Consider the following 23,721-nt stretch of genomic DNA (forward strand, 5'->3'; position numbering starts at 1 on the left):
CTGAGTCCAAAACCTACCGTCAAGTCATTATTTTTTAGAACGATCCATCGAGCATGTCGAAGCCCTGGGTTTCGACCCCGACGAACGCGTGGGTGAAGCCGGCCAGTGCCGCATAGAGCCGCGCTTTCGGATGCTGCAGCACTGCATCGCACATCGCGGGCACCCACGGCTGCACATGGCGCGCGAAGAAGGCCTGCTGCTCCTTCAGGTTGGCCACGGCCACGTCGTCGCCCGCGATCAGGTAGCGCATCACTTCGCACAGGCAGGCGATGTGATCTTCGGTTTCGCCGAGGGTTTCGTCGCGCACCAGGCCCAGCCGCGCCACGTCGGTTCGCAACTGCGCGAGCGGCTTGTCGTTGAGGAAACCGCTCAGGTAGTGCGAGCCGTAGAGCAGCACCTCGGGCTTGCCCATGCCGCCGAACAACGCGTCGTATTCGACGCGCGCGCCAGCCGCGTCGGTGCCGCGCGCCGCGCCGACCAGCGCACGCCAGGGCTCTTCGAGAAAGCTGCCGGCGGCCGGTGCTTCGGTGACCGCGACGCCGAGCGCGCCGAGCAGTTCCGCGTCGGGCGGCCCGAACCACAGGCGCGCCAGCAGACCGTAGACCTCGGCACGCGCGATCTCCTCGTCGAGGGCGGAAGACAGTTGCGGAGATTCGTTCATGGGTCGGTGATCCTGGTTTCGTTCTGCGCGCTGAACAGGTCGATGACACGGCAGTCGCTGCACATCTTGAGTCGCTCCAGCGCCTCCCCCTGGAACATTGCATGGCCGGCGAGCCGGCCCAGCATCGCCTCGATCGCCTTCTGCGTGCCGAACGGCTTGCTGCAGCGCACGCAAGCCCAGGGCTTGGCCTCGTTGAGCACCACCTGCTGCTTGCGCTCGGGCCCGGCCAGCAGGCGCGGTACCAGCGCGATCGAATCTTCGGGGCAGGTGCTTTCGCACAGGCCGCACTGCACGCAGTTCTTCTCGATGAAGCGCAGTTGCGGCGCGTTCGCGTTGTCGAGCAGCGCGCTTGCCGGGCAGGCGCTGACGCAGGCCAGGCAGAGCGTGCAAGTGTCCTTGTCGACCGTGATGGCGCCGAACGGCGCACCGGCGGGCAGCGCGATGGCGAGCGCCTGCACGGTGGGTGCCGCCTTGAGCGCGGGCGCTTCATCGATCAGATGGTCGAGCACGAGCTCGAGCGTGCTGCGCTTCTCGGCGCCCACCGCAAAGCGCGCCACCTGCGCTGGCAGTTGTTGGCGCGTGGCGCCCAGGCCGGCCAGCGCGGCATCGAGCGCAGCCGGCGTGGTGGCCTCGACCAGATGGAAGTGAGTGCCTGCGTAGCCGAGCCCGCGCAGCAGGGTCTGGGCCATCGCCATTTGCTGCTGCAGCGCCGCGACGTACTGCGGCGCCTCGTCACCGGTGGTCAGCACCGCGATCTGCGATGTGCCGAAGGCGATGGCGCTGAGCCACAGGTCGATGCCGACGCTGGCAACGTGCATCAGCGCCAGCGGCATCACGTTCGCCGGCACGCCGCGCGCGCGGCCGAGTTGCGCAGCGCGGCCGAGTTCGCCGATCAGCGCCTGGCCGCGCTCCTCGCTGTGCAGCAGCAGCGTCGCATCGCGCCCGCCGGCCTTCGCGTAGGTCGACAGCAGCGTGCGCATCTTGCGGCCCTGGTCGGGTGTGCGCGGGTAGGTGTAGCCGAGCGCGCCCGTCGGGCACACCGTGCTGCAGGCGCCGCAGCCGACGCAGAGATTGGGGTTGACGACGATGCGTTGCCGCGCCGTGTCGCTGCTGATCGCGTGCGCCGAACAGACCTCGATGCAGGCATTGCAGCCGACCACCTCGTTGCGGCTGTGGGCGCAGAGCTTCTGCCTGTAGTCGAAGAACTTCGGCTTCTCGAACTCGCCAACCAGCTCGCGCAGGCGCAGCAGCGTCTGCAGGCCCTCGGCGCTGGCAAGGCCGCCGGCCAGATGGAAGTAGCCCTGCGGCGGCGCATGCCAGTCGATCAGCGGCGCGGCACCGAGGTCGAGCACCAGGTCGAACGCGGCGTCGAGGGTTTCGGGCGGGCGCGCAAAGTCGATGGCGCCGGCCACGCGGCAGGCACGCTCGCAATCGCGGTGCGAGGTGCATTTGCTGTTGTCGATCTGGTAGTCGAGCCCGATCGCCTGTTCGGGGCAGGCCACGACGCAGGCGTTGCAGCGCGTGCAGAGGTCAAGGTCGATCGCGTTGTCGCGTGTCCAGCCGAGCTTGAACGCGCCGAGCCAGCCGGCGACCGATGCGATGCGCCCCGCAATCACCGGGTAGCGCCGCTCCTGCATGCCGCCGACTGTGCCCGGCCCCTGCGAAAAGATCGTGATGTCGAGCGACTCGCCCACCAGTGCCGCGGCGCGCTCTGCTTCGTCGAGCGGGCCGACGATCAGCAGCCGGCCCTGGCTTGCATAGCCCACGGTTGCCACCGGCTCCGGATCCGGCAGGTGCGCGGCCGCGAGCAGTGCCGCGATCTTCGGCATCGCGCTCCTGGCGTCCCGACTCCAGCCGCCGGTCTCGCGGATGTTGACGAAGCGGATCACCGATCCCGCTTCGGCCGCGCCGGGCGTTTGTTCGGCGAGTTCGGTGAAGAGGCGCTTCTCCTGCGTGCAGGCCACGACGATGTCGTCGCCGCTGCCGAGGGCGCGCTGGAACGCCGGCGCCTCACGGCGGCACAGGCTCGAATGGAGCGTGAGTGGTTGGGGCTCAGCCAGCGCCGCGCCGAGCGTCTTCGGCTCGAGCGGCATCGTCTGGTTGCAGTCGCAGATCAGCGTCTTGGTGGGCATCGTGTTGTTGGCTGGCGGGTTGCGTTGCATCGGCAACGGCAACCGGCGGGCTGGGAGGGCTCTCGGCAGGGTCGGACTGTGCCACGGCGGGCACGGCTTCGGGCTCTTCTTCCTGGAACAGGTTCAGAAACTTCGCGCTCGCCATCTGGCGCAGCGTGCTCTCCGGGAGCGGCGCGGGGTTGGAATAGTCGTCGATGTAGATGTCGAGCCGGTCCATCACATTGAAGTGCGGGTCGGCAAAGAGTTTCTTGAGCGCCGCGTTCTTGACCTCAGGGGCAACGGCCCTGGCGAGGAAGGGCTTGAAGTCCGAGTCGATGGTGAGCGACGCGGTATCGGCCAGCGTGAGCGGCGGCGGCGTTTCTCCTTCCCCTTCCGGGGGAAGGCCGGGATGGGGGCTCGCGACCGGCGCAAGAGCGGCCATGCCCCCACCTCCGCTCTCCTCCGCCGGGGGAGGGAGCAAGTCCTTTTTCTCCTGCTCCTGCACCTCCAGCTTGCGCCGCGACCAGCGCCCGAGAAAGCCTTCATCAGACATCGCCGGCACCCCTGCCCTGCTTCTTTTCGGTCGACACGGTGGCGGCATTGCCGAAGCGGTCCACCAGCGGCCGGAAGCTTTCGGGGCGGCGCCGCCGCTTGGGCTCGACCACATAGTGCGCATCGATGAAGCTGCTGAGCCAGCCGATGACATCGGCCGGCGCCGGCACCTGATCCACATACTCCTGTGCGTCGAGCCATCGACCCGCGTCGTGGTAGCTCAGGCTCACCGCCACCGGCCGCGCGATCGGCCACTCGGCCAGCGTCGGCTGCTCGTCCATGCGCCACAGCACGAACCAGCAAGGGGCCTCAGTGGTCGCGTTGAGGTAGTAGCCCTCGAGATCGTCGCGGAACAGCTGCACCTGGAAGCCCGGATGCAGCCAGCGCTGAGCCTGGTCGTCCTGCGTCAGCAGGCGCGGCTCGCGGCCGAAGCCTGGCTCGTCGCGCACCACGCTGTCGAGCACCCAGCGCCAGGGCTGCCAACGGCTCGCCGGCCCATGGATGCGCTCGCGCCGCAGCACCACGGCCACGTCGAGCGTGGGGCGGGCGGTGTCGGTGGACGAAGCGGAGTCGGTGCTGGACATACGGCGCACGATAGCCGATGCGCAGCGGGGGCGGCGGATTGCGGGGGATTCGACCCTGGCGCCGACCTATGCAGTCGCCCGCACGATGCGCGCCACCAGTGCCATGACCGCGTCGTTTTGCCCCGCCAGTGCCCCGATCTGCGGCGCGGTCGCGGCGGTGGCCACGGCCAGCCGCAGTTCGGGCACCAGCAGCGCGAACTGCGCGCCGTAGCCCCAGCCCCACGCGACCCGCCTGCCGTGCATCAGGCCGGTGAACCACAGGTAGCCATAGCCCAGGTCGGTGACCGGCGTCACGCGCCAGCTGGCCGGGCCGTGCGGCCGCGTGCTCTCGGCGACCCAGGCGGCCGGCAGCACCTGCGTGCCGCGCCAGCGGCCGCCATCCACCATCGTCCAGGCCAGCTTCAACAGATCGCGCGTGCGCAGCGAGAGGCCACCGTACGTGGTCGGGTTGCCAGCGCGGTCGCGCCGCCAGGCAAAGCGCTCAATGCCCAGCGGAGCGAACAGGTCGCGCGCAGCCACGTCGGCCAGGTCGAGGCCGTGCGCACGTCGCAGGATCGGTGACAGCAGGCCCACGGCCGCGTCGTTGTAGCTCCAGGCATCCGGTGGTGCGGCAGGGTTCGCGGACAGGCCCAGGGCGAAACGCACCGGATCGGGTGCGGCGGCGAATGCGGGGGTTTGCGTCGTCCAGTCGAAGGAAAGCCCGGTGCGCCCAAGAAGGATTTTCTCCAGCGTGACCCCGGCCACCGCCGAGCCCGGCATCTGCGCCGCGGCGTCCGGCAGCAGTTGGCCGACCGTCGCCGACAACCCGGGCAGCGTGCCCTTCTGCAGCGCCTGCCCGACCAGCATCGAGCTCACGCTCTTGGTGACGGAGTTGATCGCCAGGAGATCGGCGGCCGACGCGCCGCCGTAGTAGCGCTCGCCCACCAGCACGCCGTTGCGCACCACCAGCAGGCTGCGCAGCGCGGGCAGTTGCGCGCCGTCGCGCAGCACATCGGCCAGGGCCGCGGGATCGATGCCCTGGCTTTCGGGGGCGGCGGTTTGCCAGTCGGACGGCACCACGCCGGGGACGTGGCTGGGCTGCGGCCCGCTCCGCATGCCCCCGCACCCCGTTGCCAGTGCCGCGGCCGCGCCGGCGAGCATCAGTTCGCGTCTTGAAGTCATCTAGTCACCTGTGGGTCGTTGGAGGAACGTCAGCCGAAATTGAAGCACAGACGCCGACGCGCTCACGCAAACGGATAGGGGCCCTCGAACTCGCCGCAACCAGCTTGAACTTGTCGGCACGGCGCTCGTGCCCATCGGTGGTGTTGTACTGGTCGTGCGAACGCGTCGTGAGCAGGGTGAACACCACCGTGGTCTGCCATACGGGCAGTGTTGGGGTGGCTTGCCACCGGGTCAAATTGAATCGGGGCATGCCCCGATTCAAAAAGAAAATGAGGCGACCGCGCCTGTGCCATACCCCGCTGCAGCCACGGGAGTTCCGCCGGGCGCGATGCGCACGGCGCAGTACTTGAACTCCGGGATCTTGCCGAAGGGGTCGAGCGCGGCATTGGTCATCAAGTTGGCCGCCGCCTCGTAGTAGGCGAATGGCACGAACACCGCGCCGGTCGGTGTGCCGTCGTCGCGCCGCACGTGGATTGCAACCTCGCCGCGGCGCGACTGGATCGTGATGACATCGCCGGGCTGCAGGCCGAGCGCCTCCAGGCTGGCCTGGTTCATCGAGGCCGTGGCCATGGGTTCGAGCGCATCGAGCACGCTGGCGCGGCGCGTCATGCTGCCGGTGTGCCAGTGCTCGAGCTGCCGGCCGGTGATCAGCACGAACGGGTATTCGGCATCGGGCCGCTCGTTCGCCGGAATGATGTCGGCCGGCACCAGCCTGACGCGGCCAGTGGCGGTGGGGAAGCGATCGATGAACACGGTGGGCTGGCCCGGGTCGTCGGCGCTCAGGCACGGATAGGTCACGCTCGACTCGCGCTGCAGGCGCTCCCAGCTGATGCCGGCGATGGCCGCGTGCATGGCCTGGCGCATCTCCTCGTAGACCGCGGCGACGCCCGCCTCTTCACCCTCGTAGTGCCAGGGGAGGCCCATCCGTTTTGCCAGCTGCTGGATGATCCAGAGGTCGGGCCTGGCATCGCCCGGCGGGTTCAATGCCCGCTTGCCGAGCTGCACCATGCGGTCGGTATTGCTCACGGTGCCGGTCTTCTCGGGCCAGGCACTGGCCGGCAAAACCACATCGGCCAGCCAGGCCGTTTCGGTCATGAAGATGTCCTGCACCACCAGGTGTTCGAGGCTGGCCAGCGCATGGCGCGCATGGTTCAGGTCGGGGTCGCTCATGGCCGGGTTCTCGCCCATGATGTACATGCCGCGGATCTTGTGCGGGTCGTCGTCCGGTGCAAGTGCCTTGTGCATGATCTCCACGACGGTGTAGCCCGGCTTGTCGTCGAGCGGCATGCCCCAGAAGTCTTCGAACCACGCGTGCGCACCCGCGTTGTCGACGCGCTGGTAGTCGGGAAACATCATCGGGATCAAGCCCGCGTCGCTCGCGCCCTGCACGTTGTTCTGTCCGCGCAGCGGATGCAGGCCCGACCCGGGCTTGCCGATCTGCCCGGTGACGGTCACCAGCGCGATCAGGCAGCGCGCGTTGTCGGTGCCGTGCACGTGCTGGCTGATGCCCATGCCCCAGAGCACCATCGCGCCCTTTGCGGTGGCAAACGCACGCGCCACTTCGCGCAGCGTTTCGGCCGGCACGCCGCAGATCGGCGCCATGGCTTCGGGGCTGTAGCCCTTGACGTTCTCGCGCAGCGCTTCGTAGTTGCTGGCCCGATCCCGCACGAAGGCCTCGTCGACCAGGCCTTCATCGATCACCGCGTGGATCAGCGCGTTGAGCATGGCGACGTCGGTGTCGGCCTTGAACTGCAGCGTGCGCCAGGCGTGGGTGCTGAGGTCGGTGCGGCGCGGGTCGGCCAGCACGATCTTCGCGCCGCGCTTGGCGGCGTTCTTCATCCAGGTCGCGGCCACTGGATGGTTGGCGGTCGGGTTGGAGCCGATGACGAAGATCAGCTCGGCATGCGCCACGTCGTTGACCTGGTTGCTCACCGCCCCCGAGCCAACGCCTTCGAGCAAGGCGGCCACGCTCGATGCGTGGCACAGGCGCGTGCAGTGGTCGACGTTGTTGCTGCCGAAGCCGGTGCGCACCAGTTTCTGGAACAGGTAGGCCTCTTCGTTGCTGCCCTTGGCCGAGCCAAAGCCGGCCAGCGCCTTCTTGCCGTGCGTGTCGCGCAAGTCCTTGAGCTTGCCAGCAGCGAGCGCCAGGGCTTCGTCCCAGGTCGCCTCGCGGAATGCCTCGCGCCAGTCGTCGGGGCGCGGTGCGTCGAGGTTCTTGGGCACGCCGGGGCGACGGATCAATGGCTTGGTCAGGCGCTGTGGATGGTGCGCATAGTCAAAGCCGAAGCGGCCCTTGACGCAGAGGCGGTTGTGATTGGCCGGGCCGTCACGGCCGTCGACGCTGACGATCTTCTCGTCCTTCACGTTGTAGGTGACCAGACAGCCGACGCCGCAGAAAGGACAGACCGAGTCGACCTTGCGATCGACTTGCTGCGAGCCGATCTGGCTCTTCGGCATGAGTGCGCCGGTCGGGCAGGCCTGCACGCATTCGCCGCAGGCCACGCAGGTGCTGTCGCCCATCGCGTCGTCGAGGTCGAACACGATCTTGCTGTGTTCGCCGCGCATCGCGTAGCCGATCACGTCGTTGACCTGTTCCTCGCGGCAGGCGCGCACGCAGCGGTTGCACTGGATGCAGGCGTCGAGGTTCACGGCCATCGCCGGGTGCGAGATGTCGGTCGCGGGCTGCTCCCGGCGAAGGGCCTTGAGGGCCGGACGCACGGCGATGCCGAGCTTGCCGGCCCATTCGCTGAGCTCGCCATGCGGGCGCGTCGCATCGTCGCCGATCCACTTGTAGCCCGCGTCGGGCATGTCGGACAGCAGCATCTCGACCACCATGCGCTGACTCTTCAATGCGCGTTCGCTGGTCGCCTGAACCTCCATGCCGGCCGTCACGTTGCGGCAGCAACTCGGCGCCAGCGTGCGCTCGCCTTTCACCTCGACCACGCAGGCGCGGCAATTGCCGTCGGCACGCAGGCCGTCGGTGTAGCAAAGGTGCGGAATGTCGACGCCATGGCGCTCGGCCGCCTTGAAGATCGTTTCGCCTTCGAAGGCTTCGAGCGCGCGGCCGTCGAGCGTGAACGCGACGGTCTGCGGCATCAGTTCGGCAAGGTGCGTTGGCGCGTTCATTGCACCTCCTGTGCAAAGTACTTGCGGATGCTGCGAATCGGATTGGGCGCGGCCTGGCCCAGGCCGCAGATGGAGGCGTCTTCCATCACCTGCGCCAGATCTTCGAGCGTGGCGTCGTCCCACACCGGCGCCTGCATCAGCGCCGCGGCCTTGGCCGTGCCGACCCGGCACGGGGTGCACTGGCCGCAGCTTTCATGTTCGAAAAAGCGCATCACGTTCAGCGCCGCGTCGCGCGCGCGATCGTGCTGGCTCAGCACCATCACGGCGGCCGAGCCGATGAAGCAGCCGTGCGGCTGCAAGGTGTCGAAATCGAGCGGGATGTCGTTCAGTGCGGCCGGCAGGATGCCGCCGGACGCGCCGCCGGGCAGGTAGGCGTACAGCGTGTGGCCGTCGAGCATGCCGCCGCAGTATTCGTCGATGAGTTCCTGCACCGTGATGCCCGCCGGCGCGAGCTTGACGCCCGGCTGCTTCACCCGGCCGCTGACGCTGAAAGACCGCAACCCCTTGCGGCCGTGGCGGCCGAAGCCGCTGAACCATTGCGGGCCCTTCTGGACGATGTCGCGCACCCAGTACAGCGTCTCGAAGTTGTGCTCCAGCGTGGGCCGGCCGAACAGGCCGACCTGCGCGATGTAGGGCGGGCGCATGCGGGGTTCGCCGCGCTTGCCTTCGATGCTTTCGATCATGGCGGACTCTTCTCCGCAGATGTAGGCACCGGCGCCACGGCGCAGCTCGATGCGCGGCAGCGCGCACGGAGGGTCGGCCTGCAGTGCGGCCAGTTCGGCCTCGAGCAGGCGGCGGCAGTCGTGGTACTCGTCGCGCAGGTAGACATAGCAGGCCTCGGTGCCGACCACCTGGGCCGCGATCAACAGCCCTTCCAGAAAGCGGTGCGGGTCGCGCTCGAGCCAGGTGCGATCCTTGAAGGTGCCGGGCTCGCCCTCGTCGATGTTGACGGCCATGAGCCTGGGCGCCGGCTGGTCGCGCACGATGCGCCACTTGCGCCCGGCCGGAAAGCCCGCACCGCCGAGGCCGCGCAGGCCCGAGTCTTCCATCGCGCGGATCACGGTTTCTACGTCTTCCTCGCCGTTGACCAGCGCCGCGGCCAGGGCGTAGCCGCCATGCGCGCGGTAGGTGGCGTAGTCGGTGAAAGCGGGCACCGCCTCGATCGCGCCGGCCAACGGTGACACGCTGCGCTGCGCAAAGTCGGATGCGACGAAATTGACGGATGCTCGTGCCGGCCGGCGGGGCGTTGCAGTTTCGTCTTGCGTCGATTCCACGGCATGCAGCAGCTTCTCGGCCGTCGCGCAGGGAACCGCCTGCTGATGCACCAGCGCGGCCGGCGCCTGCTCGCAGCGGCCGATGCACGGCGCCGCGATCACTCGCACGTCGCCCCGCCCTTCGGCGCCGAGCAGCGCCGGCAACCGCGCCAGCAGATCCTGCGCACCGGCCAGCTCGCAGGCCAGGCCGTCGCAAACACGCACCGTGAGACCCGGCGCCGCGTCGTCTCCGCGCACCACCTCGAAGTGATGATAGAAGGTCGCGACCTCGTACACCTCCGCCATCGGGATGTTCATTTCCCGCGCCAGCGCCACCAAGTGCCGGTCGTGCAGGCAACGGAACGCGTCGTTCAGCTTGTGCAGGTGCTCGATGAGCAGGTCGCGCCGGTGGCCCTCGGCGGGGCGCGCGCCGATGAGCGTTCGCACTTCGAGCAGCGCCGCTTCCTCGGGCTGGCGGCCCTTGAGCTTGCTCTTGCGGCGGATGCGCTCGCGCATCTCGTCGGCGGTGGCGAGCGGCACGATGGTGTGCGTCTTGTCCGCCGTTGTTGTTTTCTCGCGGGTCGTGGCTGGGTGGTTGTTCACTGCCTGGGCCTTTTTCGATGTCTCGGAATGCCCCAAGCAATGCTTGAAGGCTGACCGAGTGTGTGGGGCGGCCCCGAGTGCGTCAAATTCGATCGGCGCATCGATCGATTCAATAAATAAATGGGCAAGACAGGCCGAGATAAGCCAAAAACCCGGGCCCGCGGCCCGCGGGCCGGCTATTCGCCGAGCGCGCCGCTGTGCAGCCGCACCTGTTCGCGCCACGCCGGCGTCTGCAGGAACACCAGCGCGGCATCGAGCGCGCGCGAGGGGCGCACGCCGGTCTGGGTCATGAAACCCAGCGGGGTTCTGACCTCGGGCCCCACCAGCGGCAGCGCCTCCAATTCGCGGTAGCTGCGTACGGCCGCGACCATCGATCCCGGCAACACGCTGCTGACGGAACCCGCGAGCACGGCCAACGCAAGGGTAAGTACCGAGTTCGTCTCGATGGCAGGCTCCAGCGCTATGCCGGCGTCGCGCAGCGCCTGGTCGATGATGGATCGGTTGTGCATGTCGGGCGTGAGGAGGCACAGCGGCAGCTTGCCGGCGTCGGCCCACGACATCGGCCGGCCGATGCGCAGCCGGTCGGCCGAGGGCTTCGCCGCGCGCCGCAGCAGGAAATAGTGCTCCACGCTCTGTGGCCATGCCGTGAGCTTGATGCCCGGCAGGTGCATGCGTTCGGTGTAGCCGAGCGCCAGATCGACGGACAGACTCTCCAGCCCCGTCTCCAGGTCTTGCGAACTCATCGACAGCACCGCCGGCACAATGCCCGGGTGCAACTCCTGCAGCATGGCCGCAAAGCGCGACAGCATCGGAATGGCGGTCGGCACCGCCGCCATGGGCAGCCGCCCGCGCGGGTGGCCCTCTTCGCTGCGCAGCTCCTGCTGCAGCACCTCGTTGTCGCGCAGCATGCGCTGCGCCGTGGCCAACACCCGCTCGCCCTCGTGCGTGAGGCCCACGTAGACCCGCGCCCGCTTGACGATGACCACGCCGAACTCGCTTTCGAGCGAGCGCAGCGCGTTCGACAAGGCCGGCTGCGTGATGTGGCAGGCCTGCGCCGCGCGCCCGAAATGCTTGTGCTCGCTTAACGCGACCAAATAGCGCATCGAAGCGAGCAGGTTCACTTCACCTGCTCCAGTGCATGCTCACCAAACGTGGACGAGCGCACCATTCTTCAGGTGTTCTTGCTGATGGAAATGGTGGGGAACTTCGCCGAGAAGTCCTTCGCCTTCTCCGCGATGCCAACCGCAACGCTGCGCGCGATGCTCTTGTAGATGCCCGCCACCGCGCCGTCGGGGTCGGCGACCACGGTCGGCTTGCCGCTGTCGGCCTGCAGCCGGATGTTGATGTCCAGCGGCAGCGCGCCGAGATACGCCATGCTGTACTGCTCGGCCATCTTCTTGCCACCATCGGCGCCGAAGATGTGCTCTGCATGGCCGCAGTTGGAGCAGATGTGCACCGCCATGTTCTCGACGATGCCGAGGATCGGCACACCGACCTTCTCGAACATCTTGATGCCCTTCCTGGCGTCGAGCAGCGCGATGTCCTGCGGCGTGGTGACGATCACCGCGCCCGTCATCGGCACGCGCTGGCTCAGCGTGAGCTGGATGTCGCCGGTGCCCGGCGGCATGTCGACGATCAGGTAGTCGAGATCCTTCCAGTTGGTCTGGCGCAGCAGCTGCTCCAGCGCCTGGGTGGCCATGGGTCCGCGCCAGATCATGGCCTCGTCCTGGTCGACCAGGAAGCCGATCGACATGACCTGCACGCCGTGGTTTTCGAGCGGCTCCATGGTCTTGCCGTCTTCGCTTTCCGGCCGGCGGTCGATGCCCAGCATCATCGGCTGGCTCGGGCCGTAGATGTCGGCGTCGAGCAGGCCGACGGCGGCGCCTTCGGCCGCGAGCGCGAGCGCGAGGTTGGCGGCCGTGGTGCTCTTGCCCACACCGCCCTTGCCGGAAGCCACCGCGATGATGTTCTTGACGTTGGGCAGCAACTGGACGCCGCGCTGCACGGCATGGCTCGTGACCTTGGTCGTGATGTTGACCGACACGTTGCTCACGCCCGGCACGGTGCGGGCCGCCGCGACCAGCGCCTTGCGCAGTGCGGGGTGCTGGCTTCGGGCGGGGTAGCCGAGTTCGAGTTCGAACGACACGTCGCCGTCGGCGATCTGTACGTTCTTAAGCGCTTTGCCGGCGACAAAGTCGCGGCCGGTGTTCGGGTCGACGACGGCGCCGAGCGCGGCCATCAATGCTTCTTGGGTAACTGCCATTGATCAAACTCCTGAGTGGCGGGTAGTCTAGTGGCCCAGGTATGCCCTCGCCGCTCCCCGTCCCATTGCCAGCCACCGGACTGCTCCTGACGGGTGGCGGTGCCCGTGCGGCCTACCAGGTCGGCGTGCTGGAGGCGATCGCCGACCTGCGCCGCGAAGCCGGCGCGCGCGACCAGCCCAACCCCTTTCCCATCATCACCGGCACCTCGGCCGGCGCCATCAACGCTGCCGCGCTGGCCTGTGGTGCCGACGACTTCGACGGCACGGTGCGCCGCATTGCGGATGTCTGGCAGGGCTTCAGCACCGGGCAGGTGTACCGCGCCGATGCGCTCGGCATGCTCGATGCCATGGGCCGCATGCGTCTGCTGCTGGGCATTGGTCAACTGCTGGCCCGGTGGCTTCGCATGCGCCCGCGTTCGCTGCTCGACAACAGCCCGCTGGCCGCACTGCTCCAGCGCATGGTGCCGCTCGACCGCTTGCCCGGACTCATGGCTGCTGGGCATGTGCAGGCACTGGCAGTGACGGCGTCGAGCTACAGCTCGGGCGAGCACTTCACCTTCTTCGATTCAGCGCTGCCCATGGAACCCTGGGTGCGCTCGCAGCGCATCGCGGTGGCGGGTCCCATCACGCACGACCACCTGATGGCCTCTTCGGCAATCCCGTTCGTGTTTCCGGCGACGGAGCTGCCGATCCATGGCCATACCGAATACTTCGGCGACGGTTCGATGCGCCAGTCGGCCCCGATCTCGCCGGCCATCCACCTGGGCGCCGAGCGCATCCTGGTGATCGGCGCCGGCCGGCTGCACGAGCCGCCGGCCGACCCCGGGCCCAACACCATGACCGGCTACCCCACGCTGGCGCAGATCGCCGGCCACGCGATGTCGAGCATCTTCCTCGATGCGCTCGCCGCCGACATCGAACGGCTGCGCCGCGTCAACCAGACGCTGACGCTGATTCCGCCCGAGCTGCGCGCGCAGTCCCGCCTGCGCCCGGTGGAACTGCTGGTGATCGCACCTTCGGAGCGCATCGACGTGATTGCCGCCCGCCACGTCGGCGTACTGCCCGGCGCGGTGCGCCGCCTGTTCGGGGTGCGCGCGGGCGTGAGCGGCACCGACATCAAGGGCTCGGCGCTCGCGAGCTACCTGCTGTTCGACACCGCCTTCACGCGCGAACTGATGGCACTCGGGCGCGCCGATGCGTTGCGGCAACGGGCCGAGGTAGTGCGGTTCTTCGGGTGGGCGCAGCCGTTGGGCTAGCGACGCGCTGCTACTGATTCGCCTGCAGCATCGCCGCCATCTTCTGGTGGATGAGGTTGATGGCCTTGAGCGGCCGGATCATCACTTTGAACGCGGTGATCCTGCCGGCATCGTCCCAGCTGATCATGTCGACGCCGTTCACGCCGATGCCGTCGATCTCGACCTGAAACTCCAGCACCGCGTGGTCGGCGGCAACGGTTTCGCGCACATAGCGAAAGCTGTCGTTGAAGAACACGTTGAAGGCGGCGCGCAGGTACTGCGCCGTGACAGTTTTGCCGACCTGCGGCGTGTGCACCACGGGCGAATGGAAAACCACCTGGTCCGACAACAGCGCATCGAGGCCGCGCATATTGCGACTGCGCACGAGTTCGTGCCAGGCCGCGAGGGCATCGTTGTGCATGGCTTGTCCTTGTTCGGTCACGGCAGTGACGGTTCGGGCATTTTGGCCCTGAGCTGGCGCAAAAAGCCATCGGCGGGTTGACCACCGGCGGCACGCTCCCTGGCCACCATCGACCAGGCCCGGGCGTACAGCCCGCGCCAGTAGTACGCCGTGGCCCACGAGGCGTATACATAGCGCTTGTCGGGCTCGATCTGCTCGGCCTTGAGGTACAGCGCCTCGGCCTTGCCGAGCAACTCGTCCCGTGCCGCCGGCACGAGGGCCTGGTCGTTCACGGCGCAGAGCGTGGTGATCCGCGCGGCATCGGGGTAGATGCCCTGGAACGACGGCGGATTGCGTTTGAGCGCTTCGTCCATCATGCGCATGGCGTCGCAGATCTTGCCCTGGTCGTGCAGCACCGAAGCAAAGCCGGCATAAGGCTCGGCGTTTCGCGGGTCGAGCAGCCAAGCCTGGTTGAAGCGTCGCACCGCCATGTCGAGGTTGTTCCTTTGATAGAACATGAAACCCTGCTCGGTCCAGACGCGCGCCGCTTTTTCGCGCGAGCCGTATTGCGCGCTGACCTCGGCGATGAAGCGTTGGTCTGCCACCTTCAGTTCCGGGATCTCTGCCCGGTTCACACCGCCATACAGGGGCAGTTCGTCGGGCTTGGGCACCAGCGGCGCGGCCCGGGCGCCCGCCGTCAGCCCCAGCGCCAACAGCAGGCCGACAGCGATCGCATTCCGTCGCAGGCAATTCATGGGCGGCTACAGCGGCGAAGCGATTCCAAGCTCGGAGCAAACGCGTGCGACCAGGGCTTTCAGGTCGGCGACCTCGGCCTCGAGCCGCGCAAGGTTGGCCTTGAGCGCCGCCACTTCACCCAGCGACACATCGGCGTCGGCCGACAGCGGCTCCGGGCCTGCCGCTGCTTCGGCCGGCGCGCCGCTGAGCAGGTGGGCCCAGCGGCTTTCCCGCGCGCCGGGCAGCCGGGCCAGCTTGACCACCAGCGCGCCCGCCGGGGGCTCCGCCATTTCCTCGAGAAAACCTTCGACTGACGAGATGTCGGCAAAGTTGTGCATGCGGTCGCAGGCAATGCGCAACTCCCCGGCCGTCTGCGGGCCGCGCAACATCAGCACGGTCAGCAGGATGACTGACTGCGACGGCAGATGCAGCACGCGGTCCGCGTTGTGCGCATAGCGAAAGCTCCGGCCACCGCTGGTTTCCGACACCAGGCTGTAGCCCCTCAGGCTGTCGAGCGCAGCCTGGGCCTGCGCGTCGGACACCTCCAGCACCGGATTGCGGCTGGTCTTCTGGTTGCAGCCGGACACCAGCGCGTTGAGCGTCAGCGGGTAGCTGTCGGGCACGGTGCGCTGCTTCTCGGCCAGCACGCCGAGCACGCGCGTTTCGAGCAGGGACAGCGTGGGCAGCGTCGCCGGCATCGCGCCTCAGGCCCCGTGAATGCGGCTGACCAGGGCCTTGGTGAACGCGGCGGTGGTGGCCGTGCCGCCCAGGTCGCCGGTGCGCACCTTGTCGAGGTTGAGCGTCTCGTCGATGGCGCGGCGCAGCTGTGTCGCTTTCTCGGGCAGCTTGCAGTGGTCGAGCATCAGCGCCGCGGCCAGCAGCAACGCGATCGGGTTGGCGATGCCCTTGCCGGCAATGTCGGGCGCCGAGCCGTGCACCGCTTCGAAAATCGCCGCGTCGGCGCCGATGTTGGCGCCCGGCGCCATGCCGAGCCCGCCGACCAGGCCGGCCACCAGGTCGGACAGGATGTCGCCGAAGAGGTTGGTCGTGACCAGCATGTCGAACTGCCAGGGGTTGAGCACCAGCTTCATCGCGCAGGCGTCGACGATGATGGTGTCGAGTTCGAACCGGCCCTTGTACTTTTCCTCGTACATCTGCAGGCCCGTCTCCAGAAACAGGCCGGTCAGCACCTTCATGATGTTGGCCTTGTGCACCAGCGTCACCTTCTTGCGACCGGTGGCGATGGCGGTCTCGAAGGCGTACTCGAGCACCCTGCGGCAACCCTGGCGGGTGTTGATGCCGGTGGCCATGCCGACGGCGTGCGGGTCGCCATCGATCCGCACATAGTGCTCGTGGCCGATGTAGAGGCCTTCGAGGTTCTCGCGCACCACCATCAGGTCGATCTTGTCGAAGCGCCCGCCCGGGATGATGGTGAGGGCCGGGCGCAGGTTGGCGTACAGCTGGAATTCCTCGCGCAGCCGCACGTTCGACGAGCGGTAACCGCCGCCCGACGGCGTTTCGAGCGGCCCCTTGAGGGCCAGGCGCGTGCGGCGAATGCTGTCGAGCGTGGCCGCCGGCAGCGGGTCGCCAGCCGCCTGCACGCCGCCGAGGCCGGCAATCTGGCGATCCCATTCGAACGGGGCCTTCAGCGCCTCGAGCGCGGCCAGCGTGGCATCGACGATCTCGGGGCCGATGCCGTCGCCGGGAATCAGGGTTGCGGGAATGGGGGTTATCGTCATCGGCAGCTTTCTTTCAGGTCGGGACACGGGACACTATATTTAGCCAGAAGCCGCGCAGCAGTTTGGCGCACCACCCGGCTTCGGGGTGTTGCCGCGCGGCAAGCAGCAGCGGCCGCCACCTAAAATGCCGCTCCTCTCTCCCAGAAAGCGCCCCTTCCCGATGTCCGCCCCGCGCAAGCTCTTCGTCACCACCGCCCTGCCGTATGCCAACGGCAAGTTCCACATCGGCCACATGATGGAATACATCCAGGCCGACATCTGGGTGCGGTTCCAGCGAATGAACCGGGCCGAGGTCAATTTCGTCTGCGCCGACGACGCGCATGGCGCCGCGATCACGATCGCGGCCGACAAGGAAGGCGTGTCGCCGCAGGCCTTCGTGGCCGCGATCGCGGCCGGGCGGAAGCCCTACCTCGACGGCTTCCACATCGCGTTCGACAACTGGCACTCGACCGACGCGCCCGAGAACCACGACCTGGCGCAACAGATCTACCGCGACCTGCGCGACAAGGCCGGGCTGATCGAAAGCAAGAGCGTCGAACAGTTCTACGACCCCGAAAAGCGCATGTTCCTGGCGGACCGCTTCATCAAGGGCGAGTGCCCGAACTGCCACGCCAAGGACCAGTACGGCGACAACTGCGAGGTGTGCGGCGCGGTCTATGCGCCGACCGAGCTGATCAACCCGTATTCGGCGCTGTCGGGCGCCAGGCCCGAGCTGCGCAGTTCCGAGCACTTCTTCTTCAAGCTCTCCGATCCGCGCTGCGAGGCCTACCTCAAGGAATGGACGGCCGCGCCGGGCCACGTGCAGCCCGAGGTGCAGAACAAGATCCGCGAGTGGCTCTACAAGGACGACGAAGGCAAGGGCGGCCTCGGCGACTGGGACATCAGCCGCGATGCACCCTACTTCGGCATCGAGATTCCCGAAGCGCCGGGCAAGTACTTTTACGTGTGGCTCGACGCGCCGGTGGGCTACCTCGCGTCGCTGAAGAACCTGCTGGACAAGCGCTGCATCGAATCCGGCGGCGACGGCATCTCCTACACCGAGTACATGGCCGACCCCGAGCTGGAGCAGGTGCACTTCATCGGCAAGGACATCATCACCTTCCACACGCTGTTCTGGCCCGCAATGCTGTACTTCAGCGGCCGCAAGGCGCCCGACCACATCTTCGTGCACGGCCACCTCACGGTGAGCGGCGAGAAGATGAGCAAGAGCCGCGGCACCGGCATCGACCCGCTGCGCTACCTGTCGGTCGGGCTCAACCCCGAGCACCTGCGCTACTACATCGCGGCCAAGCTCAGCGGCCGCAACGAGGACATCGACTTCAACCCCGACGACTTCGTGGCGCGCGTAAACAGCGACCTGGTCGGCAAGTACATCAACATCGCAAGCCGCAGCGCCGGCTTCATCGGCAAGCGCTTCGGCGGCAAGCTGGGCGAGGTGTCAGCCGACGGCGCCGAGCTGCTGGCCGCGCTGCGCGCCGAGGCCGGCAACCTGCGCGCGCTGTACGACGGGCGCGACTACGCCCGCGCGCTGCGCGACACCATGGCGCTGGCAGACCGCGTGAACGAATACGTCGACGCCAACAAGCCCTGGGAACTGGCCAAGAAGGCCGGCATGGAAGAGCGCCTGCACGACGTGTGCACGGTGTGCCTGGAGGCTTTCCGCCTGCTCACGCTGTACCTCAAGCCGGTGCTGCCGGCACTGGCCGCGAATGTCGAAGCCTTCCTGAAGATCGCGCCGCTCGAATGGGCCGACGCGGCAGGTGCGCTCGGCGCGGGCCATGCGATCAACGACTACAAGCACCTGATGCAGCGGGTCGACCCTGCGCTGGTCGACCAGCTGTTCGAGCCGGCCGAAGCAGCACCGGCGCCGGCGCCGGCCGCGGCTGTGGCCGCAGCAGCGACATCCGGCGGCAACCTGCCCGGCGGCGAGGCGATCGCGCCGCTGATCACCATCGACGACTTCGTGAAGATCGACCTGCGCCTGGCGAAGATCGTGGCCTGCGAAAAGGTCGAAGGCTCGACCAAGCTGCTGCGCCTGACGCTGGATGCCGGCGAGGGCCGCGAGCGCAACGTGCTCAGCGGCATCGCCTCGGCCTACCAGCCCGAACAATTGATTGGCAAGCTCACCGTGCTGGTCGCCAACCTGGCGCCGCGCAAGATGAAGTTCGGCATCAGCGAAGGCATGGTGCTCGCGGCCGGCCATGCCGACGAGAAGGCCAACCCCGGCATCCATGTGCTCGAGCCCTGGCCCGGTGCCACCCCCGGCATGCGGGTACGCTGACGCAGCACACCCCACAATAGGCGCCATGTCCTCCCGCCTGCAGCTCGCCCGCTTTCACCCGAGACTGATCGACGCGCTCCAGGACTACAACCGCGAGCGCTTCTTCAAGGATCTCGGTGCGGGCGCCACGGTCGGCATCGTGGCGCTGCCGCTGGCCATGGCCTTTGCCATCGCCTCGGGCCTGACACCCGAGGCCGGCATCTGGACGGCCATCATCGCGGGCTTCCTGATCTCGCTGCTGGGCGGCTCTGCGATACAGATTGGCGGGCCCGCCGGCGCGTTCATCGTGATCGTCTATGGCATCGTCGAGCGCTACGGCCTCGCGAACCTGCTGATCGCCACGGCTTGCGCCGGGGTGCTGCTGTTCCTGCTGGGGCTGTTCAAGCTCGGCACGCTGGTGCGCTACGTTCCGCTGTCGATCGTGGTCGGTTTCACCAATGGCATCGCCGTGCTGATTCTTTTGTCGCAGCTGAAGGATCTGCTCGGGCTGTCTATCGCGAAGATGCCGGCGGACGTGTTTTCGCAGTTGCGCACCATGGCGCAGCACCTCGACACCTTCAACCCCTATGCGATCGGCCTGGGGCTGGTCTGCCTGCTGGGGCTGTTCATCTGGCCGCTGCTGCTGCGCATCGATTCGCGGATCGGGCACGTGGTGCACCGCGTGGCCGGCCGCGTGACGATGACCCGCGCGGTACAGCGCGGCGCGCGCACGCCGGGCCCGATCGTCGCGCTGGTCACGCTCACGCTGGTGGCATGGGCGTTCGAGCTGCCGGTGGAAACCATCGGCACACGCTTCGGCGGCATTCCACAGGGTGTGCCCGCCTTTGCGCTGCCCAACTTTTCCTGGGAAACCGTGAAGCAGCTCGTCACGCCAACCCTCACGATCGCCTTGCTCGGCGCGATCGAATCGCTGCTGTGCGCGCGGGTTGCCGACCAGCTCAGCGGCCAGCCACGCCACGACCCGAACCAGGAATTGATGGCGCAAGGGATCGCAAACGTGGTGGTGCCGTTCTTCGGCGGCATGCCGGCCACCGGCACCATTGCGCGCACCGTGACGAACATCCGCTCGGGCGGCACGTCGCCGGTCGCGGGCATCGTGCACGCGGCGACGCTCCTGGTAATCGTGCTGCTGGCGGCACCACTGGCCTACCACGTGCCGTTGTCGGTGCTGGCCGGCATTCTGGTGTTCGTGGGCTGGAACATGGGCGAGTGGCGCGAGTTCACGCCGTACCGGCTGCGCCACTTCAGCCAGCATTACCGGCTGCTGATGCTGGGCACGTTTTTCCTGACGGTGGTGTTCGACCTCACTGTGGCGGTACAGGTGGGCATCGTGCTGGCCTGTGCGCTGTTCATCCGGCGCATGAGCGGGTTGTTCACGGTCGAGCTGGTGTCGCTGCAGCCGCCGGTGCTCACCTACAAGCTCTACGGCGCGCTGTTCTTCGGCGCAGCTGCCAAGCTCGACGAGGCGATCGCCGCGGTCGAGCGCGCGCCGCGCGGCATGACGGTGGTGCTCGACGCGATGCATCTGATTTCCATCGACGCCACCGGCATCGACGCGCTGCGCCAGTTGCACCGGGCCGTGCTTTCGCGCGACGGCGTGCTGTGCATCGAGTCAGTGCAGGCGCAGCCGCTCGAAGTGATGACGCGCTCGGGGTTCGCGGACGAACTGGCGACCGGCAAGCCGGCGCACGCCTGAATCGCGCCGCCTCAGTTCGCCTCGGTCGAGCGATCGGGCGACGAGCCGCTGCGCAGCACGCGCTGGTCGCTGTTCAGAACGGCTGTAAACACCATCGGCGAATTCGGCGGCTGCACCCAGCGCCATTCCCATTCGGTTTCGTTTCTGAGCGGATAAGGCGCGACCTTGGCAGGCTTGCCAAGCATCTTGCGCAGGTCTTCCATCGCCATGCCGGGTTGCACCCTGGCGAAGTTTTCTGGCGTCAGCACCTGGCGCAGCGCGCTCATCTTGCCGTCGGTGCCGATCGTGATCATGTAGTTCTTCTGGCCGGCCGGCTGGCGGTTGTATTCGAAGACGCGGCCGCCGCCGGGCGCATCCCAGATGTTCTCGGGCTGGCCGAACTTGGCGCGCACGTCGGCCTCGGTTGCCACGCCCTCCTCCAGTTCGCTGATGCGCTGTGGATCGCAGGCGGCCAGCAACAAGAGCCCGGCCATGGCGGCCGCAGTCCAGCCCGCCCGTGCGCCCCGAAAAATGCGTTGTGTCTTTTTCGCCATCCCATCCCCCTTAAAATTCGCCTCAAAGGCTCAGTCTATGTCCATCTTCAATCGCCCCCACTACACGTCCGAGATCACGAACTTCATCGAGGAGATGAAGCAGAAGAAGCCGACGCTCGAGGCCGAACAGCGCGCCGGCCGCGCCCTGCTGTGGGACAAGAATCTGGATCGCGGCCTGCAGGAAGAGTACGGCGAGGCCCGCGTGCCGCAGCAGCCCTACGTCTACCAGACGCTCGCCAAGTAGTGCCAATTCGGCCCGTCGCGCCCGCCAGTCCTGCGCGAGGCGCTATGAATTTCGCAGCAACCCCATGATTGGCAAGACTGCCCATTCGGTGCGCGACGCGGTCGAGGCCGACGGCACGGTGGTGCTCTCCACCATGCCCGACGTGATCGACCAGGTGGCATTGGCCCGGCTCTATGGCGAGCCGCTGTTCGCACTGCCGAACGACCTCTACATCCCGCCCGAAGCGCTGCAGGTGTTCCTGGAAGCCTTCGAAGGCCCGCTCGACCTGCTGCTCTACCTGATCCGCAAGCAGAACTTCAACATTCTCGACATCCCGATGGCCGGGCTGACGCGGCAATACCTGACTTACGTCGATGAGGTGCGCCGCACCAACCTCGAGCTGGCAGCCGAGTACCTGCTGATGGCGGCGATGCTGATCGAGATCAAGTCGCGCATGCTGCTGCCGCCGCGCAAGACGGCCGAAGGCGAGGAAGCCGAAGACCCGCGTGCGGAGCTGGTGCGTCGCCTGCTGGAATACGAGCAGACCAAGGTGCAGGCCGCCGCGATCAGTGCCATGCCGCAGGCCGGTCGCGATTTCTGGAAGGGACAGGTTTACATCGAGCAGTCGCTCAAGCCGCGCTTTCCCGATGTAAATGTGGTTGACCTGCGAGACGCCTGGGCCGACATCCTCAAGCGCGCCAAGCTCGTGCAGCACCACAAGATCTCGCGCGAGGAACTCAGCGTGCGCGAGCACATGAGCATCGTGCTGCGCAAGCTGCAGGGGCGCCAGTTCGTCGAGTTCGAGAACCTGTTCGACGTGACCCGCGGCACGCCCGTGCTGATCGTGACCTTCATCGCCCTGCTCGAACTCGGGAAGGAAACGCTGGTCGACATCACGCAGGCCGAGGCGTTTGCCCCCATCTACGTGCGGCTGGCGTATTCGCCGGCCTGACCCGACCCCGATCTCGTGCCATTGGATCCACTCCCGTTCGACGTGCTGATCGTCGGCAGCGGCCTGGCCGGCCTGTCGGCGGCGCTGCACCTGGCGCCGACCCATCGCGTCGCGGTGCTGACCAAGCGCGCACTGACCGATGGTGCCAGCGGCTGGGCGCAGGGCGGGATCGCCGCCGTGCTGGCCGAGGGCGACAGCTTCGAGTCGCATGTGCAAGACACGCTGGTCGCCGGTGCCGGCCTGTGCGACGACGCAGCCACCCGCTTCGTGGTCGAGCACGCGCCCGAGTGCATTGCCTGGCTGCGCGAACTGGGCGTGCCGTTCTCGCTGGAAGACGGCGCGCTGCATCTCACGCGCGAGGGTGGCCACAGCGCGCGGCGCATCGCGCACGTGACCGACGCCACCGGCGCCGCCGTGCAGCGCACCCTAGTCGACCAGGTGCGGCGCACGCCCGGCATCACGCTGTTCGAGCAGCACACGCTGGTGGATCTGATCGGCTCGGCGAAGCTGGGCCTGCCGGGGCCCAACCGATGCCTGGGGCTGTACGCGCTGGATGCGCAAACCGACGAAGTACTGACCTTCGCCGCGCCGCAGACCATCCTGGCGACCGGCGGCGCGGGCAAGGTCTACCTCTACACCACCAATCCCGACACGGCCACCGGCGATGGCATTGCAGCCGCCTGGCGCGCGGGCTGCGCAGTGGCGAACATGGAATTCATCCAGTTTCACCCGACCTGCCTGTACCACCCGCAAGCCAAGTCCTTCCTGATCTCGGAGGCGGTGCGCGGCGAAGGCGGACGGCTGCTGCTTCCGGAATCGGCCGGCGGCACCCGCTTCATGCCCGGCCACGACGAGCGCGCCGAACTGGCGCCGCGCGACGTGGTGGCGCGGGCCATCGATTTCGAGATGAAAAAGCACGGGCTGGACTGCGTGCATCTCGACATCTCGCACAAGCCGCCGGCCTTCATTGCCGAGCACTTCCCCAACATCCAGGCGCGTTGCCTGGCGCTGGGCATCGACATCACGCAGCAACCCATTCCGGTGGTGCCGGCCGCGCACTACACCTGCGGCGGCGTGCGCGTCGACCTCGCGGGCCGCACCGACCTGGCCGGCCTGTATGCCATCGGCGAAACCGCCTGCACCGGCCTGCACGGCGCCAACCGGCTGGCCAGCAACTCGCTGCTCGAATGCATGGTGTTCGCACGTGCGGCGGCCAAGGCCATTGCCCAGGCGCCCGGCGCGGCCGTGGCCGCGCTGCCGCGCTGGGACGACAGCCGCGTCACCGACGCCGACGAATGCGTGGTCATATCGCACAACTGGGACGAGCTGCGCCGCTTCATGTGGGACTACGTGGGCATCGTGCGGACCAACAAGCGGTTGGAGCGCGCGAGCCACCGGATTGCGCTGCTGCAGGGCGAGATCGCGGAGTTCTACGCCCACTTCCACGTCAGCCGCGACCTGCTGGAACTGCGCAACCTGGTGCAGGTGGCCGGGCTGATCGTGCGCTCGGCGCAGGCACGGCACGAAAGCCGCGGGCTGCATTTCAGCCGCGACTACCCCGGGCCGGCCGAGGTGGCCGAACCCACCGTGCTGGAGCCGTCGTGAGCGGTTTA

21 protein-coding genes are annotated in these 23,721 nt (G+C 67.8%); 6 read left to right on the forward strand and 15 right to left on the reverse strand.

Features of this window, described 5'->3' with window-relative positions; all coding sequences use genetic code 11:
* Positions 1–34 precede the first annotated feature (34 nt).
* The 10 genes from ACSFA8_RS10975 to apbC form a co-directional block, all read right to left on the reverse strand.
* Entirely contained in the window at positions 35–661 is a 627-nt protein-coding gene (locus ACSFA8_RS10975) for a TorD/DmsD family molecular chaperone (protein ID WP_435479539.1), read from the reverse strand.
* A complete protein-coding gene (locus ACSFA8_RS10980; RefSeq protein WP_435479762.1) occupies positions 658–2,754 on the reverse strand; it encodes a 4Fe-4S binding protein in 2,097 nt (698 codons plus the stop codon). The genes ACSFA8_RS10975 and ACSFA8_RS10980 overlap by 4 nt, the downstream gene beginning before the upstream one ends.
* Complete coding sequence (locus tag ACSFA8_RS10985) at positions 2,714–3,325, reverse strand: DUF3306 domain-containing protein (RefSeq protein WP_435479540.1); 612 nt, start codon at positions 3,323–3,325, stop codon at positions 2,714–2,716. The genes ACSFA8_RS10980 and ACSFA8_RS10985 overlap by 41 nt, the downstream gene beginning before the upstream one ends.
* Positions 3,318–3,908 carry a DUF3305 domain-containing protein gene (locus ACSFA8_RS10990; RefSeq protein WP_435479541.1) on the reverse strand — a complete coding sequence of 197 codons (591 nt, stop codon included), beginning with the start codon at positions 3,906–3,908 and terminating at the stop codon, positions 3,318–3,320. The genes ACSFA8_RS10985 and ACSFA8_RS10990 overlap by 8 nt, the downstream gene beginning before the upstream one ends.
* Positions 3,909–3,974: 66 nt before the next feature.
* Positions 3,975–5,069, reverse strand: a complete 1,095-nt coding sequence (locus ACSFA8_RS10995) for a serine hydrolase domain-containing protein (protein WP_435479542.1) — start codon at positions 5,067–5,069, stop codon at positions 3,975–3,977.
* Between the two features lie 4 nt (positions 5,070–5,073).
* Positions 5,074–5,319, reverse strand: a complete 246-nt coding sequence (locus tag ACSFA8_RS11000) for a hypothetical protein (protein WP_435479543.1) — start codon at positions 5,317–5,319, stop codon at positions 5,074–5,076.
* Positions 5,320–5,327: 8 nt separating this feature from the next.
* Entirely contained in the window at positions 5,328–8,195 is a 2,868-nt protein-coding gene (gene fdhF / locus ACSFA8_RS11005) for a formate dehydrogenase subunit alpha (RefSeq protein ID WP_435479544.1), read from the reverse strand.
* Positions 8,192–9,964 (reverse strand): NADH-ubiquinone oxidoreductase-F iron-sulfur binding region domain-containing protein, encoded by a 1,773-nt coding sequence (locus ACSFA8_RS11010; protein WP_435479763.1) that lies wholly within the window; start codon positions 9,962–9,964, stop codon positions 8,192–8,194. Before ACSFA8_RS11010 ends, fdhF begins: the two co-directional genes overlap by 4 nt.
* 263 nt (positions 9,965–10,227) lie before the next feature.
* Positions 10,228–11,172 carry a LysR substrate-binding domain-containing protein gene (locus ACSFA8_RS11015; RefSeq protein ID WP_435479545.1) on the reverse strand — a complete coding sequence of 315 codons (945 nt, stop codon included), beginning with the start codon at positions 11,170–11,172 and terminating at the stop codon, positions 10,228–10,230.
* A 50-nt stretch (positions 11,173–11,222) separates the two neighbouring features.
* The gene (apbC, locus tag ACSFA8_RS11020) at positions 11,223–12,314 is read right to left on the reverse strand and encodes an iron-sulfur cluster carrier protein ApbC (RefSeq protein ID WP_435479546.1); all 1,092 of its coding nucleotides are present in this window, start codon (positions 12,312–12,314) and stop codon (positions 11,223–11,225) included.
* Between the two features lie 41 nt (positions 12,315–12,355).
* Here apbC and ACSFA8_RS11025 point away from each other — a divergent pair, with 41 nt between their 5' ends.
* On the forward strand, positions 12,356–13,570 hold the full coding sequence (locus tag ACSFA8_RS11025; RefSeq protein ID WP_435479547.1) for a patatin-like phospholipase family protein: 1,215 nt from the start codon (positions 12,356–12,358) through the stop codon (positions 13,568–13,570).
* 10 nt (positions 13,571–13,580) lie between these two features.
* Here the strand turns inward: ACSFA8_RS11025 and ACSFA8_RS11030 are convergent, their stop codons facing one another.
* Genes ACSFA8_RS11030 through ACSFA8_RS11045 form a run of 4 tightly spaced genes read right to left on the reverse strand, consistent with a single transcriptional unit; the run spans position 13,581 to position 16,423 of the window.
* Positions 13,581–13,970 carry a nuclear transport factor 2 family protein gene (locus tag ACSFA8_RS11030; RefSeq protein WP_435479548.1) on the reverse strand — a complete coding sequence of 130 codons (390 nt, stop codon included), beginning with the start codon at positions 13,968–13,970 and terminating at the stop codon, positions 13,581–13,583.
* Positions 13,971–13,987: 17 nt separating this feature from the next.
* Positions 13,988–14,704: a tetratricopeptide repeat protein gene (locus ACSFA8_RS11035; RefSeq protein ID WP_435479549.1), complete on the reverse strand. Its 717-nt coding sequence runs from the start codon at positions 14,702–14,704 to the stop codon at positions 13,988–13,990.
* 6 nt (positions 14,705–14,710) lie between these two features.
* Positions 14,711–15,382: a YceH family protein gene (locus ACSFA8_RS11040; protein WP_435479550.1), complete on the reverse strand. Its 672-nt coding sequence runs from the start codon at positions 15,380–15,382 to the stop codon at positions 14,711–14,713.
* 6 nt (positions 15,383–15,388) lie between these two features.
* A complete protein-coding gene (locus tag ACSFA8_RS11045) occupies positions 15,389–16,423 on the reverse strand; it encodes an isocitrate/isopropylmalate dehydrogenase family protein (protein WP_435479551.1) in 1,035 nt (344 codons plus the stop codon).
* Between the two features lie 160 nt (positions 16,424–16,583).
* On the opposite strand from ACSFA8_RS11045, the gene metG reads away from it, so the two are divergent.
* Together metG and ACSFA8_RS11055 are read left to right on the forward strand one after the other, a co-directional pair.
* Positions 16,584–18,704 carry a methionine--tRNA ligase gene (gene metG, locus ACSFA8_RS11050; protein ID WP_435479552.1) on the forward strand — a complete coding sequence of 707 codons (2,121 nt, stop codon included), beginning with the start codon at positions 16,584–16,586 and terminating at the stop codon, positions 18,702–18,704.
* Positions 18,705–18,729: 25 nt separating this feature from the next.
* Entirely contained in the window at positions 18,730–20,400 is a 1,671-nt protein-coding gene (locus tag ACSFA8_RS11055; RefSeq protein ID WP_435479553.1) for a SulP family inorganic anion transporter, read from the forward strand.
* An 11-nt stretch (positions 20,401–20,411) separates the two neighbouring features.
* Here the strand turns inward: ACSFA8_RS11055 and ACSFA8_RS11060 are convergent, their stop codons facing one another.
* Positions 20,412–20,873, reverse strand: a complete 462-nt coding sequence (locus tag ACSFA8_RS11060; RefSeq protein ID WP_435479764.1) for an outer membrane protein assembly factor BamE — start codon at positions 20,871–20,873, stop codon at positions 20,412–20,414.
* A gap of 97 nt (positions 20,874–20,970) precedes the next feature.
* On the opposite strand from ACSFA8_RS11060, the gene ACSFA8_RS11065 reads away from it, so the two are divergent.
* The 3 genes from ACSFA8_RS11065 to nadB all read left to right on the forward strand — a co-directional run bounded on the left by ACSFA8_RS11065 (position 20,971) and on the right by nadB (position 23,713).
* A complete protein-coding gene (locus tag ACSFA8_RS11065) occupies positions 20,971–21,177 on the forward strand; it encodes a DUF3460 family protein (protein ID WP_435479554.1) in 207 nt (68 codons plus the stop codon).
* A 133-nt stretch (positions 21,178–21,310) separates the two neighbouring features.
* Positions 21,311–22,108 (forward strand): segregation and condensation protein A, encoded by a 798-nt coding sequence (locus tag ACSFA8_RS11070; protein ID WP_286543534.1) that lies wholly within the window; start codon positions 21,311–21,313, stop codon positions 22,106–22,108.
* A 21-nt stretch (positions 22,109–22,129) separates the two neighbouring features.
* Positions 22,130–23,713, forward strand: a complete 1,584-nt coding sequence (gene nadB, locus ACSFA8_RS11075) for an L-aspartate oxidase (protein ID WP_435479555.1) — start codon at positions 22,130–22,132, stop codon at positions 23,711–23,713.
* The last annotated feature ends 8 nt before the right edge of the window (positions 23,714–23,721 follow it).

This window comes from Variovorax nitratireducens, assembly GCF_051216545.1.
Classification (GTDB): Bacteria; Pseudomonadota; Gammaproteobacteria; order Burkholderiales; family Burkholderiaceae_C; genus Variovorax.